Origin of the sequence: Bradyrhizobium sp. 191, from assembly GCF_023100985.1 — a bacterium.
Lineage (GTDB): Bacteria > Pseudomonadota > Alphaproteobacteria > Rhizobiales > Xanthobacteraceae > Bradyrhizobium > Bradyrhizobium diversitatis.
Genome location: NZ_CP064692.1, coordinates 6,246,412 through 6,264,042, shown reverse-complemented (window position 1 = coordinate 6,264,042; position 17,631 = coordinate 6,246,412). Strand labels below are relative to the sequence as shown.

General features: G+C 63.9%; 16 protein-coding genes and 3 pseudogenes. 11 read left to right on the top strand and 8 right to left on the bottom strand.

The window, feature by feature from the left end; genetic code table 11:
• Nucleotides 1-85: 85 nt before the first annotated feature.
• Nucleotides 86-1,771: a methyl-accepting chemotaxis protein gene (locus IVB23_RS29305; protein WP_061880784.1), complete on the bottom strand. Its 1,686-nt coding sequence runs from the start codon at nt 1,769-1,771 to the stop codon at nt 86-88.
• A 252-nt stretch (nt 1,772-2,023) separates the two neighbouring features.
• Between IVB23_RS29305 and IVB23_RS29300 the strand changes: the two genes are divergently transcribed.
• The 7 genes and pseudogenes from IVB23_RS29300 to IVB23_RS29270 all read left to right on the top strand — a co-directional run.
• On the top strand, nt 2,024-3,067 hold the full coding sequence (locus IVB23_RS29300; protein WP_197968459.1) for a C-terminal binding protein: 1,044 nt from the start codon (nt 2,024-2,026) through the stop codon (nt 3,065-3,067).
• Nucleotides 3,068-3,153: 86 nt separating this feature from the next.
• Nucleotides 3,154-4,500, top strand: coding sequence for an extracellular solute-binding protein (locus IVB23_RS29295; RefSeq protein WP_247800945.1), 1,347 nt, complete (start codon nt 3,154-3,156; stop codon nt 4,498-4,500).
• A gap of 266 nt (nt 4,501-4,766) precedes the next feature.
• Entirely contained in the window at nt 4,767-5,630 is an 864-nt protein-coding gene (locus tag IVB23_RS29290) for a sugar ABC transporter permease (protein ID WP_245312107.1), read from the top strand.
• Between the two features lie 46 nt (nt 5,631-5,676).
• Entirely contained in the window at nt 5,677-6,519 is an 843-nt protein-coding gene (locus IVB23_RS29285) for a carbohydrate ABC transporter permease (RefSeq protein WP_245312108.1), read from the top strand.
• Nucleotides 6,520-6,645: 126 nt separating this feature from the next.
• Entirely contained in the window at nt 6,646-7,614 is a 969-nt protein-coding gene (locus IVB23_RS29280; RefSeq protein WP_247800944.1) for an MBL fold metallo-hydrolase, read from the top strand.
• Between the two features lie 79 nt (nt 7,615-7,693).
• Nucleotides 7,694-7,885 (top strand): annotated as a pseudogene (locus IVB23_RS29275) (glycerophosphodiester phosphodiesterase); the annotation flags it as partial.
• Nucleotides 7,883-8,017 (top strand): annotated as a pseudogene (locus IVB23_RS29270) (carbohydrate ABC transporter permease); the annotation flags it as partial. The pseudogenes IVB23_RS29275 and IVB23_RS29270, both read left to right, overlap by 3 nt.
• A gap of 5 nt (nt 8,018-8,022) precedes the next feature.
• Here the strand turns inward: IVB23_RS29270 and IVB23_RS29265 are convergent.
• Nucleotides 8,023-8,916 (bottom strand): LysR family transcriptional regulator, encoded by an 894-nt coding sequence (locus IVB23_RS29265; protein ID WP_247800943.1) that lies wholly within the window; start codon nt 8,914-8,916, stop codon nt 8,023-8,025.
• 133 nt (nt 8,917-9,049) lie between these two features.
• Between IVB23_RS29265 and IVB23_RS29260 the strand changes: the two are divergent.
• The 3 genes and pseudogenes from IVB23_RS29260 to IVB23_RS29250 all read left to right on the top strand — a co-directional run.
• Nucleotides 9,050-9,532, top strand: a pseudogene (locus tag IVB23_RS29260) (alpha/beta fold hydrolase); the annotation flags it as partial.
• Nucleotides 9,429-10,064 carry an alpha/beta hydrolase gene (locus IVB23_RS39485; protein WP_346659156.1) on the top strand — a complete coding sequence of 212 codons (636 nt, stop codon included), beginning with the start codon at nt 9,429-9,431 and terminating at the stop codon, nt 10,062-10,064. The pseudogene IVB23_RS29260 and the gene IVB23_RS39485, both read left to right, overlap by 104 nt.
• Before the next feature lie 150 nt (nt 10,065-10,214).
• The gene (locus tag IVB23_RS29250) at nt 10,215-11,570 is read left to right on the top strand and encodes an esterase-like activity of phytase family protein (RefSeq protein WP_247800940.1); all 1,356 of its coding nucleotides are present in this window, start codon (nt 10,215-10,217) and stop codon (nt 11,568-11,570) included.
• A 191-nt stretch (nt 11,571-11,761) separates the two neighbouring features.
• Here IVB23_RS29250 and IVB23_RS29245 read toward each other — a convergent pair whose 3' ends face one another.
• The 6 genes from IVB23_RS29245 to IVB23_RS29220 form a co-directional block, all read right to left on the bottom strand.
• On the bottom strand, nt 11,762-12,592 hold the full coding sequence (locus IVB23_RS29245; RefSeq protein WP_197968463.1) for an energy transducer TonB: 831 nt from the start codon (nt 12,590-12,592) through the stop codon (nt 11,762-11,764).
• A complete protein-coding gene (exbD, locus tag IVB23_RS29240) occupies nt 12,592-13,038 on the bottom strand; it encodes a TonB system transport protein ExbD (protein WP_247800939.1) in 447 nt (148 codons plus the stop codon). The genes IVB23_RS29245 and exbD overlap by 1 nt, the downstream gene beginning before the upstream one ends.
• Nucleotides 13,039-13,040: 2 nt before the next feature.
• A complete protein-coding gene (gene exbB, locus IVB23_RS29235; RefSeq protein ID WP_247800938.1) occupies nt 13,041-13,817 on the bottom strand; it encodes a tonB-system energizer ExbB in 777 nt (258 codons plus the stop codon).
• 23 nt (nt 13,818-13,840) lie between these two features.
• The gene (hutX, locus tag IVB23_RS29230; protein ID WP_247800937.1) at nt 13,841-14,347 is read right to left on the bottom strand and encodes a heme utilization cystosolic carrier protein HutX; all 507 of its coding nucleotides are present in this window, start codon (nt 14,345-14,347) and stop codon (nt 13,841-13,843) included.
• A 30-nt stretch (nt 14,348-14,377) separates the two neighbouring features.
• Nucleotides 14,378-14,713 carry an antibiotic biosynthesis monooxygenase gene (locus IVB23_RS29225; RefSeq protein ID WP_247800936.1) on the bottom strand — a complete coding sequence of 112 codons (336 nt, stop codon included), beginning with the start codon at nt 14,711-14,713 and terminating at the stop codon, nt 14,378-14,380.
• Nucleotides 14,714-14,811: 98 nt separating this feature from the next.
• Nucleotides 14,812-17,160 (bottom strand): TonB-dependent hemoglobin/transferrin/lactoferrin family receptor, encoded by a 2,349-nt coding sequence (locus IVB23_RS29220; protein ID WP_247800935.1) that lies wholly within the window; start codon nt 17,158-17,160, stop codon nt 14,812-14,814.
• 261 nt (nt 17,161-17,421) lie between these two features.
• On the opposite strand from IVB23_RS29220, the gene IVB23_RS29215 reads away from it, so the two are divergent.
• Entirely contained in the window at nt 17,422-17,628 is a 207-nt protein-coding gene (locus tag IVB23_RS29215) for a hemin uptake protein HemP (RefSeq protein WP_246515790.1), read from the top strand.
• Nucleotides 17,629-17,631 lie beyond the last annotated feature (3 nt).

Genomic DNA, 17,631 nt, shown 5'->3' with positions numbered 1-17,631 from the left:
ATATCCGTGCGCGCGGTGCCCGAGAACGTGGATGCCCGGGACAAAGCCCGGGCATGACGACCGCGTAGAGTTCTTGCGCGACGAGTTACGCCGCCCGCACCTTGGCGAGGAAGCCATCCACCGCGTTGCGCAGCGCGCCGGATTGGCTGTCCAGTTCGCGTGCGTTGGTGAGCACGTCGCCGGCCGCTGTGCCGGTCGCTTCCGCGGCCGAGGTGACGCTGCCGATATTGGCGTTGATCTCGCTCGAACCGGCCGCGACCGACTGGATGTTGCGCGCGATCTCGCGCGTCGCCTCGCCCTGCTGCTCGATCGACGCGGAAATGCCCGCGGTGATCTCGCTCATCTCGGCGATGGTCTGGGTGATGCCGGAGATGGCCGTGACCGCGTCGCTGGTCGAGGTCTGCATCGCCGCGACCTGTGCGGAGATCTCCTCGGTCGCCTTCGCCGTCTGGTTGGCGAGCGCCTTGACTTCGGAGGCGACGACCGCGAAGCCGCGGCCGGATTCACCGGCACGTGCCGCCTCGATGGTGGCATTGAGCGCGAGCAGATTGGTCTGCGCAGCGATCGAATGGATCAGCTTGACGACTTCGCCGATCTTCTCGGCGCCGGTCGAGAGCACCTGCACGGTGGCGTTGGTGCGCTCGGCGTCACTGACGGCGCGGCTCGCGACCTCGGTCGAGCGGGTGACCTGACGGGAGATTTCCGCAACCGAGCTCGACAGCTCTTCGGCGGCCGCCGCGACCGTGCCGACGTTGCCGGAGGCCTTTTGCGAGGCAGCGCCGACCGTCGCGGCACGCGAGGAGGCGTCGCTGGCGGTTGCCGTCATCGACTGCGCCGTCGTCTGCATGCCGGCGGCGGCCGAGGAGACCGAACGGACGATGCCGTTGACGCTGCGTTCGAAGTCGTTGGCGATCTCTTCCATCGCGCTGCGACGTTCCGCCGCGGCGCGCTCCTTCGCCTCCGCCTCGGTCTTCTCGAGATCGCGGATGCGGACCGCATTGTCCTTGAAGATCTGCACGGTCGAAGCCATCGCGCCGACCTCGTCACCGCGACCGACGCCGGGGATGTCGCCCTCGAGCTTGCCCTCGGCAAGATCCTTCATGCGGGCGCCGAGCAGCGCCAACGGACGGCTGATGCTGCGACCAAGCAGCCAGGCGACACTGCCGGCCACGATCACGATGCCGAGCATGGCAAGGCTGAGCATCCAGTAGACCGGACCCATCTTGGCGTCGATGTCGTCGAGATAGGCGCCGGTACCGAGATACATGTCGAAGCCGGGCACCGCCACCGCGTAGCCGATCTTGCGGATCGGCTTCTCTTGCCCCGGCTTCATATACTCATAGTGCAGCAGGATCGATCCCTTCGCCTTCACACCCTCCATCAGTTCGAGGGACAGCTTGCGGCCGTTGGTCACGACGTCCATTCGGTTGGCGCCGATCACCTTCGGATCGGGTGCGAGCTGCGTGATGCCGTCGTAGGAGGTGCCGAACAGATAGCCCGCCCCGTTGTCATAGGTCATCGCGTTGCCGTAGCGGCGAATCTCGGCCATCGCGGCGTCCTTCGTCATCTCGCCGGCATCGACGCGCTTCTTCAACGCGGCGGCATAATTGCGCGCCAGCTCGACGATCGCCTTGGCCTGGTCGATGCGCGCCTCCACCATCTCCTGCTTCATCAGGTAACCGGCAAGGACACCGGAGACGCACAAGCCGAACAAGGTGACGCCGACAAGAATGCCCAGCTTGGGCGCGATCTTCAGATTGCTCAACTTCACAGGTTAGCTCCGGCAATAAAGGGATACGGGCACGCGACGAGATCGATCAAAATCGAATCAAGTTTTAGTGGGGGAGCCCTTAGCAAGTTACTTACGTGCCTCCGTAGAAGCCCGGACCGCGCACGGAAAAACGGAAATATACCTGGCTCACGACAACCGGGAATTGTACGCACTCGCCCCGATTTCGCGTAAAAGACGCAAAGGCCCGCCACGAAGGCGGGTCACAACAAGAAACCAAATCGGGAGCATGACATGCCGAAATACAAGGTGGTGACGCCGAAGGGTGCGAGCTTCACCGTCGCGGGCAGCGATTATTCCTACGAGCGCGAGGCGCTCGATCCGATCGATGCCGAGATCGTCGAGGCGCCCGCCGACGAGGCCGGGTTCATCGCCGCCGCGAAGAATGCCGACGCGATCTACGCCAAGGGCATCCCGATCACCAGGTCGATCATCGACGCGCTCGAGAGCTGCAAGGTCATCACGCTCGGCTCGGTCGGCGTCGACAGTGTCGACGTCAAGGCCGCCACCGCGCGCGGCATTCCCGTCACCAACATCCCCGACACCTTCATCGAGGAGGTCGCCGACCACGCCATGATGCTGCTGCTCGCGGGCTTCCGTCGCCTGGTCGAGCAGGACAGGATGGTGCGCAGCGGCCGCTGGGCCGAGGGCCGGCCGGCGCTGCTCAAGATCCCGAGGCTGATGGGTCAGACGCTCGGCTTCATCTCGTTCGGCCGCGTGGCGCGTGCAGTCGCGAAGCGCGCGGCGCCGTTCGGCCTGCGCATGATGGCCTACGATCCCTTCATCCAGGAAACGCTGATGTACGACCACGGCGTGATCCCGGCGACGCTGAACGAGGTGCTGTCGCAATCCGACTTCGTATCGATGCACGCCCCGGCGAGGCCGGAGGTACATCACATGCTGACCGAGAAGCATTTTCGGCAGATGAAGAAGGGCTCGATCTTCATCAACACCGGGCGCGGCGCCACCGTGGACGAGGAGAGCCTGATCAAGGCATTGCAAGAGGGCTGGATCGCGCACGCCGCTCTCGACGTTCTGGAGAAGGAACCGCCCTCGCACAACAATCCGCTGCTCGGCATGGAGAACGTGACCCTGACCGCCCATGTGGCGTCGGCCTCGGCACGGTTTGACGAGGCACGCAAGCGCCGCGTGGGCTACGAATTGTCACTGGTGCTCCAGGGCATGTGGCCGGTAAGCTGCGTCAATCCGTCGGTGCTGCAGAACACCGCGCTCCGCCGCTGGCAGCCCGTCAGCATGGACCGGGGACCGAACAGCTAGGCGGGCGGCGCAGAACGCGCCGACGACCGAAACGGCCCTTCACCGGCGATCAACGCCGGGAAGGGAGACATCATAGGGAGGAACCGATGAGGAACGACATCACACGTCGTGACGCCTTGGCGCTGGGCCTGTCCGCTGCAACGCTCGCAGCCACCGGTGCTGCAGCGCAAACATCCAATATCAAGGCCGCCGACGTGGCGGCACCCAAGCGCGAGATCGAGAAGGGCGCGTCCCTGCGCATGCTGCGCCCGGTGCGCTTCGTCCAGGCCGACGAGGACGTGTTCCGCGCCAATGCTGCAAAATTCACCAAGGAGACCGGGGTCGAGGTCAAGGTCGACTTCGTCGGATGGGAGGACATCAACCAGCAGACCGCCGTGACCGCCAATTCCGGCGCCGGTCCCGACATCATCATCGGCTTCTCGGATGCGCCGCACATCTACATCGACAAGCTGATCGAGCTGACCGACGTCGCCGACTATGTCGGCAAGCGGTATGGCGGCTGGCTGCCGCTGGCGCAACGGTATGGCAAGAAGAACAAGAGCGACGCCTGGATCGCACTGCCGTTCGGTGCCACCGCGGGCCCCCTGATCTACCGCAAGTCGATCCTGCAATCGGTCGGCTTCGACAAGGTGCCGGAAGACCATGCCGGAATCATCGACCTGTGCCAGAAGCTGCACAAGGCCGGCAAGCCGGCCGGCTTCGCGCTCGGCAACGCCAAGGGCGACGGTAACGGCTTCGCAAACTGGGCGCTATGGTCGCACAACGGCTCCCTGCTCGACGAGGAAGGCAACGTCGTCATCAACAGCAAGGAGACGATCGCCGCGCTGAACTGGGTCAAGCAGCTCTATCCGACCTTCATCGCCGGCACGCCGTCATGGAACGACGTCAGCAACAACCGCGCCTACTCCTCGCAGGAGATCTCGCTGACCGCTAACGGCGTCTCGCTGTACTTCTCGCTGAAGAACGACCCGGCGACCAAGGCGATTGCCGAGGACAGCGAGCATCAGCTGCTGCCCAAGGGTGTTGCGAAGATCTCGCCCATGGCGGGCCTGACCCTGAACGCCATGGTGTTCAAGCACAGCCAGTACCCCAACGCCGCCAAGGCCTTCCTGCAATACATGCTGGAAAAGGACCAGTACGAGCCGTGGCTCAATGCCAACTCCGGCTACTGGTCCCAGCCGCTGGCCGCCTATGCCGAGGCCGCCGTGTGGTCGCAGGATCCCAAGGTGAAGCTGTTCAAGGACACCATGAACAGCACCTATTACGATGGCTACAAGGGCCCGATCTCGACGGCCACGGGTGCCGTCAGCGCCGACTACGTGCTGATCCAGATGTTCGCGTCCGTCGCAACCGGCGCTGCCACTCCGGAGGCCGCCGCAGCAGAGGCCGAGCAGCGCTGCAAGCGGTACTTCCGGCGGCAAGCCGCGAAGTAACGCCCGATAACGCGGCCGTCATTGCGAGGAGCAATGACAAGCCGTCATTCCGGGATGGTGCGCAAGCACCAGACCTCAGGTGCGCAAATGCGCACCGGGAATCTCGAGATTCCGGGTTCGATGCTGCGCATCGCCCCGGAATGACCTTGGAGCCCTGAAAAGACAAAGGTCCGATGTCCGTAACCGCACTTTCAACCCACGGCGCGATGGCCCGGCAGCCCTCCTGGCTGGTCCGCCTGTTCGACTACAAACCGTTCCTGATCGTGATGTGCCTCGCGCCCGCGATCGGGCTGCTCACCGTGTTCCTGACCTATCCGCTTGGACTCGGCATCTGGCTCGCCTTCACCGACACCACGATCGGCCGGCGCGGCACCTATGTCGGCCTGGAAAACTTCCAATATCTGCTCACCGATCCCTTGTGGTGGAACGCAGTGTTCTACAGCGTGGTCTATACGGGAGTCGCGACCTTCGGGAAGTTCGCGCTCGGCTTCTGGCTGGCGCTCCTGCTCAACAATCATTTTCCGTTCAAGAGCCTCTTGCGCGCGATCATCCTGCTGCCGTGGATCGTGCCGACGGTGCTCTCGGCGCTGGCATTCTGGTGGATCTACGATCCGCAGTTCTCGATCATTTCCTATCTTTTGGTCGACGTGCTGCACTGGCGGTCGAGCAATATCGACTTCCTCGGCTCGCCCTGGCCGGCGCGATTCTCGCTGATCGCCGCCAATATCTGGCGCGGCATTCCCTTTGTCGCGATCTCGCTGCTGGCGGGCCTGCAGACCATTTCGCCCTCGCTCTACGAGGCCGCGATGCTCGACGGAGCCAGCGCCTGGCAGCGCTTCCGCTACATCACCTTCCCGATGATGATGCCGATCCTCGCCATCGTCATGACCTTCTCGATCATCTTCACCTTCACCGACTTCCAGCTGGTCTACGCCATCACCCGCGGCGGCCCGGTGAACTCGACGCATCTGCTGGCGACGCTGGCCTTCCAGCGCGGCATCGCCGGCGGCGAACTCGGCGAAGGCGCGGCGATCGCGGTTTCGATGATCCCGTTCCTGGTGTTCGCGACGCTGTTCTCCTATTTCGGCCTGGCGCGACGCAAGTGGCAGCAGGGAGAGGCCAATGACTGACACCGTCGCGCAACCGACCGCGGACGCCAAAGCCGCGCCCGACACCATGGCCTGGGATTCCGGGCTGCGGCGGCTGATGATGATCTACCTGCCGCTCGGCTGCTTCGTGCTGATCCTCCTGTTTCCGTTCTACTGGATGGCGATCACCTCGTTCAAGCCGAACGCGGAGCTGATGAACTACAAGGACAACAACCCGTTCTGGATCTCCTCGCCGACGCTCGCCCACATCAAGCACCTGCTGTTCAACACCGCCTATCCGCGCTGGCTGACGACGACGATGCTGGTCGCGGTCGGCTCGACCACGCTGTCGCTGATCGCGAGCACGCTGGCCGCCTACGCCATCGAACGGCTGCGCTTCCGCGGCAGCCCCTATGTCGGCCTCGGCATCTATCTCGCCTATCTGGTGCCGCCGTCGATCCTGTTCATTCCGCTCGCCACCGTCGTCGTGCAGTTCGGCCTGTTCGACTCGCCGCTTGCCCTGATCCTGGTCTATCCGACCTTCCTGGTTCCGTTCTGCACCTGGCTGCTGATCGGCTATTTCAAGTCGATCCCCTACGAGCTCGAGGAGTGCGCGCTGGTGGACGGTGCGACACGGCTCCAGATCCTGCGCCGGATCACGCTGCCGCTCGCGGTGCCCGGCCTGATCTCGGCCGGCATCTTCTCCTTCACGCTGTCCTGGAACGAGTTCATCTACGCTCTCGCGTTCATCCAGAGCGGCGCCAACAAGACCGTGCCGGTCGCGATCCTGACCGAGCTCGTCACCGGCGACGTCTACCAGTGGGGCGCGCTGATGGCGGGATCGCTGCTCGGCTCGCTGCCGGTCGCGATCTTCTACTCGCTGTTCGTGGATTACTACGTCTCCTCGCTGACCGGCGCGGTGAAGGAATAGCTGGCCGCCTCGCACGAACGATCGTGCTATCGTGATAGATTCCATGCCTGCTCCGATGCTACCCGCTGGACCGGCGGCGGGGGAGCGTTGGCGTTATCGGTACTCGCTCCAGAAAGCGAGGATTTCATGGGATCGTCAAAACTCCCCTCAATGTCCAGACGAGGCTTTTGCCTGTGCTGCGTCAGCGGTGCTTTCGCCGCCACGACAGGCTGGCTTACACCGAGGCAGGCATATGCCGAGGCCCGCGGTATCGTCAGCCTGATCAAGGACAGTGCTGCGACATCTCCGATCACGACCTACAAGCTGCGCAACAACATCAGCGTGCTCGAAGGGTCCGGCGGCAATATCGCGGTGCTGACGGGCCCGGACGGAAAGCTGTTGGTCGACGCCGGCATCGGCGTATCGCGCCCTCAGCTCAGCAAGGCCCTCGCCGAGCTTGGCGGCGAGCCGGTTGCGCATCTGATCAACACGCATTGGCACTTCGACCATGCCGACGGCAATGAATGGCTGCATGCGGCCGGCGCGAAGATCGTAGCCCACGAGAACACCCGCAAGCATCTCTCTGGCATCCAGCGAGTCGAGGACTGGGACTACAATTTCCTCCCCTCTCCCGCCGGCGCCCTACCGGCCGAGGTCTTCGCCAGGGAGCACAGGCTGAAGCTCAACGGCGCGTCGATTTCGCTAAAGCACTACGGACCCGCGCACACCGATAGCGATATCTCCGTCTCGTTCGCCGAGGCCAACATCCTGCATGCGGGCGATACCTATTGGAACGGCATCTACCCCTTCATTGACTATTCCACCGGCGGCAGCATCGACGGCATGATCTCGGCATCCGACGCCAATCTCGCCGCGGCCAAGAGCGATACCATCATCATTCCTGGCCACGGCAAGCCCGTCAGCAACAAGGCCGAACTCCAAGAATTCCGCGACATGCTGGTCGCCATCCGCGACAATGTCGGCAACCTCAAGAAGCGGGGAAAGACGAGGGACGAAGCTGTTGCCGCCAAGCCGACCGCTGCGTTCGACGCAAAATGGGGGCAGTTCGTCGTCGATCCCGGCTATTTCACCAGGCTGGTCTACGAAGGCGTGTGAAGCGCTGCGGCGTTTGGGCCGGATTCACAAAACTGCAACGTGCCATCATAAGGCGTGCGTCCGCCAATGAGAGAAGCACATGCGCGCGACTTCTCTCAGCACCGTCGCAACGATCATCCTCACCGCCAGTTCTGTGCTGGCGCAGAGCGAGGGCGAATTCCCGGCCAAGCTCGCCGGCCACGTGGCGATGCCTGCCGAGTCGTTCATCGACGCGCCCGCCGATCTCGACGCCTCAGGCAAATACACCACCGGCAAGCGCGTCGACGCGCTCGTCACCGGCGACGTCTACCAATGGGGCGCGCTGATGGCTGGATCGCTGCTCGGCTCGCTGCCGGTTGCGATCTTCTACTCGCTGTTCGTGGATTACTACGTGTCCTCGCTGACCGGGGCGGTGAAGGAGTAGCAAAACTAGGCCAGCCGCGCCTTGAGGCGCGGCGTGGCCCAATCCAGAAAGGCGCGGAGCTTGAGCGGAGCGGGCTTTCGCTCCGCGTAGACGATATGCACGGGCCAGGGCGCCTGCTCGAATTCCTCCAGCATGAGGACGAGCTTGCCGGAACGTCGCGCCGCCTCCATCTTGTAGGACATGACGCGCGTGACGCCGGCACCTGCAACGGCAGCTTCGACCGCCGCTTCCGAGTCGCTCACCGTCAATCTCGACCGTATCGGCACCGTGACTTCGCTGCCGTCCTTGACGAACTTCCAGCTCTTCTGCGCCGCATGGCTGTCGACGCCGATACAATCGTGCGACGCGAGATCGGCGGGCTCGCCCGGGTGCCCCCGCTTCACGAGGTATCCGGGACTGGCGCAGAGCACGAACCGGACCGAGCCGACCCGGGTCGCGATCAGGTTGCTGTCCGGCAGACCACCGATTCGAATCGACACATCGATATTCTCGTGGACGGTGTTGACGATGCGATCGGTAAGGACGAGCCGCAGCGCGATCTCGGGATAAGCCTCCATGAACTCGAGCGCGATCGGCAGAAGGTGCATGTGGCCCAGTCCCCACGGCGCCGTGACCGCGAGATCGCCCCTCGGACGTCTGTACTCGCCGGAGACCTCCCTCTCGGCATCGTCCACCTGCTCGATGATCCGCTTGCAGGCCTCGATATAGGATCGTCCCGCATCGGTCAGCGTCATCTGGCGCGACGACCTCTGAAACAGCTGGGCGTTCAGCCGCGCCTCCAGCTCGGCAACCGTCCGGCTGACCGTCGCGACCGGCATCCTGAGGCGCCGGGAGGCTGCCGAGAAGCTTCCTGTTTCATTGACGGCGATGATCACCGACATCGCCTCCAGCCGGTCCATCAGACGCGTCTTTCCGTAACCTGAGAAGTAGCTTCTCGATCATATGGACTGATCCCGCCGGTCGCAATCGGTTACCCGAAGCTTGCCGCGGACTTTGGAATGCGACGGCTGGAAGCTTGCCTGGAAAAAGATCATGACTACCGAGAACATCACGCGCCCATCAGCCGGCCTCGATCGCCGGCACCTCGTCCTCGGTCTGTCCGGGGTTGCCATTGCCGCTACTACGCCGGCTGCCGCGGCGAAACCGCAACACGATCGCTCCAAGACGGGGAGCGGCTATCCGGTCACGTACCATCGGACCAAGACGATCGACGGGATCAACATCTTCTACCGCGAAGCCGGGCCGAGGGATGCGCCCGTGGTATTGCTGCTGCACGGCTTTCCGACCTCCTCCCACATGTTTCGCAACCTGATCCCGGCCCTGGCGGACCGGTACCACGTGATCGCTCCCGACTACCCCGGCTATGGCCAGAGCGACATGCCTCCCCGCGCGTCATTCAAGTACACGTTCGATCGCTTCGGCGAGCTCGTCGACGGCCTGCTGGACCAGCTCGGCGTCAAGCGCTACGCGATGTACGTCATGGACTACGGCGCGCCGGTCGGCTGGCGGCTGGCGGCTGGCGCTCAAACATCCCGAGCGCATCAGCGGCCTCATCGTTCAGAACGGCAACGCCTACGACGAAGGACTGAAGGAGTTCTGGAATCCGATCAAGAAATACTGGACCGACGGGTCAGACAGCAGCCGTCAGGCGCTGATGAAGCTGCTGACCCTGGAGACGACCAAATTCCAGTACACCGACGGCATGTCAGACGTGAGCCGCATCTCGCCCGACAACTGGGTCCATGACCAGGGGCTGCTGGACCGGCCCGGCAACAACGAGATCCAACTGGACATGTTCTACGACTACCGGACCAATCTGCCGCTATACCCGGCAGTGCAGGCCTACTTCCGCAAGCACAGGCCGCCGACGCTGATCGTGTGGGGCAAGAATGATTTCATCTTTCCTGCCGACGGTGCCCACCCTTACAAGCGCGACCTTCCCCAGGTGGAGTTTCATCTGATCAACTCCGGCCACTTCCTGCTCGAGGACAGGTTCGACGAGGTAACGCCCCTGATCCGCGATTTCCTCGCTCGCAAGATTGCCTGAGGCGCAACGAGATCGGATCAAGCGTCACAGAACCCGATTCCGATCTCCTCGCCGCCAAACAGCAGCCGGGCCTGCGGCCTTTGGGCCCGGCTTCACAAAACTGCAACGTGCCGTCCGCATAAGGCGTGCGTCCACCAACAGGAGACGCACATGCGCGCGACCTTTCTCAGCACCGTCGCAACGATCGTTCTCACCGCCAGTTCTGCGCTGGCGCAGAGTGAAGGCGAATTCCCGGCCAAGCTCGCCGGCCACGTGGTGATGCCGGCCAGCTCGTTCATCGACGCGCCGGCTGACGCACCCGCCGATCTCAAGACCGCAGGCAAATATACCACCGGCAAGCGGGTCGACGCGGTTGGCACCGTCATGGGCAAGTCTTACGAGCGACCGACCGGCGTGTCGCTGCCGTTCAAGGGCCAGCCGCTCCAGGGTCATTCGGGCATCAAGACCATGCCCGACGGCAGCTTCTGGGTCATCACCGACAACGGCATGGGTGCGCGCGCCAACTCGCCGGATTCAATGCTGTACCTGAACCGCTACAAGATGGATTGGGCGAGCGGCAAGATCGAGCGACAGGAAACCATCTTCCTGCACGATCCCGACAAGAAGGTGCCGTTCCGCATCGTGCATGAGGATACCCAGAAGCGCTATCTCACCGGCTCCGACTTCGACACCGAAGGATTCCAGATCGTCGGCGACACCTTCTGGATCGGCGACGAGTTCGGCCCCTACATCCTGAAGGCCGACAAGTCGGGCAAGATCCTCGGCGTGTTCGACACGGTTGCCGACGGCAAGCCGGTGCGCTCGCCGGACAATTGGGCGGTCGCGACGCCGGGTGCGCCGGGCGCGACCTACACCAATGTCAATCTCCGCCGCTCCAAGGGCTATGAGGGCTTCGCCGCGTCGAAGGACGGCAAGTTCCTCTATGGCCTGCTCGAAGGACCGCTGTGGGATGCCGAGAAGAAGGACTGGGAGAAGGTCGACGGCAAGGAAGCCGCCCGCATTCTCGAATTCGACGTCGCCGCGGAGAAGTTCACCGGCCGCTACTGGCAGTATGTGTTCGAGCAGAACGGCAACGCCATCGGCGACTTCAACATGATCGATCAGGCCTCCGGCCTCATCATCGAGCGCGACAACGGCGAAGGCACCGCCGACAAGGCCTGCCCGCAAGGCCAGCGCGGCGAGAACTGCTTCCCTGACCTCGCCAAGTTCAAGCGCGTCTACAAGATCGAGCTGACCGACGCCAATGTCGGCAAGCCCGTGCGCAAGATGGGCTATATCGACCTGATGAAGATCAATGATCCCGACAAGAAGGCGAGGAAGCCGCTCAATGACGGCGTCTACACCTTCCCGTTCTTCACCATCGAGAACGTCGATCGCGTCGACGACACCCATATCATCGTCGGCAACGACAACAATCTGCCGTTCTCCTCCAGCCGCGATCCCAACAAGGCCGACGACAACGAGTTCGTGCTGCTCGAGGTCGCGGATTTCCTGAAGGCGAAGTAGCCTCTTCAGTCGCGACACACTCCGCCGTCGTCCCGGCAAAGGCCGGGACCCATAACCCCGAACGGAAATCGTGGCGCGAGATGGTGCTGCGAATCTTCGTCAAACCTGATCCTGTGAGTATGGGTCCCGGATCAGCGCTCCGCTTCGCTGCGCTTGTCCGGGACGACGGCTGAGTTTGCGGGGATGGCACGTCACCTCACCGTAAACTCCACCGGGATCGTAAAACTCATCGAGCCGTTCCTGATCTCGTCCGGGATGGGCGGGAACGGCGAGGCTTGGCGGACCATGGACATCGCCTGAGCGTCGAAGGCGGCGACGCCGGACGAGCCGCCGAGACGGCTCGACGTCACCTGCCCGCTGCGGCTGACCGTGAAGTTGAGCCTGGCGACGCCGCGCTGGCCGCCTCCGGCCGACGGATATGAATGGAAGCGCATCAGATGCGCGCGGACGCGTTGATTGTAGGATGCAATCGCGGAGGCCGTCGCACCCGCACTCATGGCGGATGACATCGGCGCCTCGTGCTCGGCGCGCGGGGGCGCACTGGTGCGCGGCGCGGGCGTTGCTTCCGACAGTTTCTTCGCCTCGCGGCGAACCACCTTCGGCTTCACTGGAGCGGGCTTTTCGACCGGCACGATCTTCGCCGGCTCGGGCCTGGCCGGCGTCGGCTCAAGCTTCTGCTCCGGTGGCGCGACCACGTCCGGCTGCTCCTGCGGCGGCGTCGGCGCGATGGTGTCCTCGACGGCCTGCTGCTGGACGGGTTCCGGCGGCGAGGCGTCGGCCTCTTGCATGACTGGCCCCGGGGCGACGTCGTCCTGCGTCGGCTGCGGCGCCGAGGTCACCGGGGCCATGTCGATCATGATCGCCGGCAGGCTGACGCCCTGCTCGGGCTGCGACTTGAGCCAGCTCATTGCAAGCAGCGCGGCAGCCACATGCAGCGCCACGATCACGGCCGCCGAGACACCCCAGCGCGCGCCCTCGTGCTCGCCGAGCGGCTCGTGCAGGACGAAGGCGTTCGCGCCCATCAGCTGCGTCCGTCGAGGCCGACGAGCGCGACCTTGAGATAGCCGGCATTGCGCAAGGTGTTCATCACCTCCATCAGGTCGCCATAGGAAACGGCCTTGTCGGCGCGCAGATAGATGCGCTCGTCCTTGCGGCCTTTGGTGGCAGCATCGAGCGAGCCGCTGAGCGCGTCGCGGCCCACGATATCCTCACCCACCGCGATCGAAAGATCCGGCTTGACGGTGACGAAGACCGGCTTGTCGGGCCGCGGCGCCGGTTCGGCCGCGGTTGCCGGCAGATCGACGCCGATGTCGACGGTGGCAAGTGGAGCCGCCACCATGAAGATGATCAGGAGCACCAGCATCACGTCAATGAACGGCGTGACATTGATCTCGTGGGTGACGTTTAGATCGCCGGGGTCGCCGCGCTTGAGCGCCGAAGGCGAACGTGCGCCGAGCTTGGTGGCCATGGCTACTCCGCAGCCCGCGCCAGGCGAAGATGGCCGTGGTCGCGCTGGCGGCTCACCAGCAGCATGAGCTGCGCCGAGGCGTCGCCGAGCAGGGCGCGGTAATTGGCAATGCCGCGGACGAGATGATTGTAGATCACGACCGCCGGAATCGCGGCGACGAGACCGAGGGCGGTCGCGAGCAGCGCTTCCGCAATGCCGGGCGCGACGACCGCAAGACTGGTGGTGTGGCTCTCGGAGATGCCGATGAAGGAATTCATGATGCCCCAGACGGTGCCGAACAGGCCGACGAAGGGCGCGATGGCGCCGATGGTCGCAAGCGCGCCGGTGCCGCGTGCAATCTGCCGCGACATCGCCGCCTCGACCCGCTCCAGCCGTAGCGCCACCCGCTCCTGCAGGCCGTCGTCGAGAATGCCGCCGGAGAGCTCCGCTTCCCTGGCGCATGACTGGATGAGCTGGGCGACCGCGTCGCGCGCGTCGCCAGCCCTTGCGGATGCATCGGCCAGCGTCATGTTGCCCTCGAGGGCGCGCGTCCGCCGCAGGGCGAGCGAGCCTTTGCGGCGCAGCTCGATGGTCTTGGCGAGCCACACCGTCCATGTCACCAGCGAGGCGATGACGAGCCCGACCATCACCGTCTTCACGATGATGTCGGCACCGACGAACATGCCCCAAGGCGACAGATTGCGCGGCAACAGGGCTTGGTCGATCGCGAAGGCCGGCGCCGGCGCGAAGGCCAGCGCGATTGTGAGGATCACGTGCCGAAGCCTGGAACTGCCCTGCATCCCGATCTCCCGACAAATGGAAGTTACGCCGAAGGCTGCGCCGCGCTGCGGTCAGCCAGCCGGCGGAACCGCGCCAGCTGGTCTGCGCGCAGCGCCCGCGCCTCGTCGCGGCCGACGAAGACCTTGAACATGATGCCGCCGTCGGCGTTGACGAACGCGACGAAAGCCGATGACTTGCCCATGAAGGGCCGCTCGACGAAGGCAACGGCCGCGCACCGCTCGTGGCGGAGATGGCCGTGCAATCCCTTCGGCTGCATCAGGTTGAAATAGCCCCGGCCGATCTCGCCCGCGGGAATTGGGCCCGTGAACTCGAAGATCGCATCATCGGTGTGGACGATCAGCGTGACCTCGCCCCATTCCGCGATGTCCTGCATCGCGGCGGCAAAGTGCTCGCCGCCCCCGATGCGCATCATGGACGGCGGCAGCGCCTCGATCACCGCGCGCGGGGTGACTTTGCACTCGCGCGCAACGTCCTCGATCACCGCGCCGGGATTGTCGGCCATATACGCCTTGAGATCGGTGCTCGGCATGTCCGGCTCCCTTTCGTGATCGGCCGCGATCTAGGCGGCCGCGCTCGCCTTGCGCTCGGTCATGATGACCTCGAACCCCTCGAACTTGGGATGACCGAGATAGAGGCTCTCGCCGGTCTTGTTGTCGGCGCGCGCATGAGCGCGGCGGAATTCCTCCGAGCGCGTCCAGGCCTCGAAGGCCGCCTTGTCGATCCACACCGTGTGCGAGGAATACAGCGTGTGGTCCCCGGCGACCGGCCCCTTGAGCAGATGGAATTCGACGAAGCCCGCCATGCTGCCGAGATAGGACTCCCGCGTCCGCCAGACGGTTTCGAACGCGGCTTCCGAGCCGAGCTTCACCTGAAAGCGATTCATAGCGATGAACATAAAGGTCTCTCCTTGCTATCAAGACGAAAACGCGCCGAAGCCGCGCTGGAGCATCAGCGCGGCGCGGCGGAGGTTGTGGAGCTGCGGGGCCGGTCGGCTTACGCACCTCCAAAGTGGATCTTCATTCCGGCCTTGTAGACTCTGCCCGGACCCGGGCTCGACCACAGCACGTCGTTCTGCGACGTGCCGTCGGTCGAGCTGCCTGGAATGGCGTAAGGCCGGTAGTACTGGTTCAAGAGATTGTCGATCGAGGCCGAGATCACGATGTCCCTGGTCGCATTGTAGGTCAGGTACAGATTGACGAGATCGTAGCCGGTCGAGCGGATATAGTTGGCCGGCACGTCGTTGTTGGGACCGTACGACGCCCACTGCGCCGACAGGATCAGCGTGCGATCGAGCAGGCGGACGCCGCCGGTGGTGACGACCTTGGTCGGGGTGATGGTCGCAAGCCCGATATTGGTCTGGACGTTCTTGCCCTGGATGTAGTGCCCGGCGACGCCGATGAACCAGTCGCCGGCATCGTACATCGTCTCAGCCTCGAAGCCCTGGATGCGAGCATTGGCGATGTTCTGATACTGGTAGTACTGGCTGAACGAGCCGAACCCGGTCGGCACCGGTGTGGACGCAACGAGGTCGATGTAGTCGCTGACGTCGTTGCGGAAGAGATTGATCTTGCCGCGGAAGGAGTCGTTGGCGCTGAAGATGTTGTCGTATTTCAGGTTGAAGCCGACTTCCTTGTTCTTGCCGACCTCTGGACGAAGGCTCGGGTTCGGCAGGAAGCAGAACAGCCCTACCGTGCCGTTCGGGCAGACGAAGAAGGCCGGTCCGCCACCCGTCGCATGTGCGCCGGAGATCACGGTCTCGGTGATCGACGGCGCGCGATAGCCTTCGGCGTAGCTGACATAGGGCTGGAAGCCCGGAACCGGCGTGACGCCAAGAGTGATCTTCGGCGAGAAGCGGTCGCCGCCGGCGCTGGTCCTGCCGGAATCAAGGTCATAGCGGTCATAGCGGATCGCGCTCACCGCCTCGAACCAGGTGCCGTAGTTCTGCTTCAGCTGAAGGAAACCGCCCGACACGGTGCGGATGCCGCTCGGCGTCGTGATGTTGGAATTGCCGCGGCTGTCGGTCGTGATCACGTCGTCCTGGAAGGCGTCGATGCCCCAGCTGACGGCGTTGCGCCAGTCGCCCACGTTGAATCGCGTGGTGTTGTTGACGTCGATGCCGTAGGTATCGAGGACATAGCCGCGCTTGTCGCCGACACAGCCCGAAATGTTGTTGCCGAAATTGCCCGTCCCGCAATAGGCGCCGCCGGACGTGGAATAGTGATAGGTCTTGGTCTGGTCGTTGTCGACGCGATTGCCGTAGATCGACATGTGCCAGTCAAACAGATTGTCGCTCGGCAGCGAATAGTTCCAGGTGATGGTCCCGGTGTAGTTCTTCGCATCGGAGGCGTAAACCGACGAGCCCTGATAGAGCGCTCGCTGCGCCGCCGTTACCACCGGACCGCGGTTGAACTGGCCGATATCGTATTGATAGTCCTGGAAGACGGCGCCGAACTTGACCTCATGACCGAGAGCCGGCCGCACCGTGAGCTTCATCAACCCGGCCTCGACCTGGTTGCCGGTGTTGCCGATCTCGGTGCCGTTGCCGTCCTTGTAATTGCCTTGGGTGCGGTAGACCGCGCCGCCGAAGATATCAACGTCGGGCGTGGCGCGCACGCCGCCGAACACCGAGCCCAGGCCGCGATTGTTGTTGGAGCCGTAGGAGCCCGAGAGATCGACGCCCCAGCGCTCGCCGGGGCGCAGCACGTCGTTGATGTCCTTGGTGCGGAACGAGACCAGGCCGCCGATCGCGCCGGAACCGTAGATGTTGGCGGTCGGTCCGCGCACCACATCGACCCCGCCGATCAATTCAGGATCGAGGAAGAAGGAGCCGTTGGCGTTGTGGCCGGTGCGCTGGTAGTTCTGCCGCGCGCCATCGACGACGACCGCGACGCGCCCGAAATCCTGCAAGCCGCGAATGTTGATGACTGTCGCGGGATCGTCGCCGCGCTCCTGAAACGATACGCCGGGAATGGCGTAGAAGATGTCCGACAGCCGGTTCGGCTGGAGCCCCTGGATCTTGCCCAGCGAAATCGAGCTGACGGGCGCGAGCGCATCGATCGCCCGTTCCGGAGTCTTGGTCGCGGCGACCGTGATGGTATCGAGCGTCTGCACGGGTGCGGTGCCGCCCGCTTGCGCGTGCGCATTCATGACGTCGGGCGTTGCCTGCTGCGCGACCTGCGGCTTGGCCGGCTTGCGCTTTGCCTGCTTCGGCCGCTCCGACGCCGCACTTTCGGCTTGCGGCGATGCGGTCTGCGCGAGACTGCCCTCCGTCACCAATGCTGCAATTGAAACCACCGACGCGCCCAAAATCAGGGCGCGCGAATACCTAGCCCCGTCAGCCATATCAGCCCCAGCCTGCACTTCGCTTCAATTTCGGAGTTACTTGGCTGGCGCGCGTTCGCAACGCGAACGACTGGCTGGCTGATTGTCTCAAGAGGCGGGCGAGTTCCCCGCTGTCAGAAATGGTTACGTGGCGACACTCTGACGGTCAATGACATCGCGTTACAGTTTATATCGATTGTAAACTGCGACGGTTGGAATGCGCTTGGCGCCGCCTATACAAACGGACGGTACTCCAGGTTTCGAAAGCGCATCACACCGACAATGTCAGCAACATCAGGAGACAGCACCGGCAGCGCGGCAGGGCCGGCACAAAGCCCTTCTGCAGCAACGCGAACTCTCACCATGCGCGGCAGCCGGATCGACAGCCGCGAGCTGTTTGCCGCCGAGCGCGAGATCATCATTGCGCATGGCGAGGACAGTTATCGCCTGCGCCTGACCTCGCAGAACAAGCTGATCCTGACGAAGTGAAAC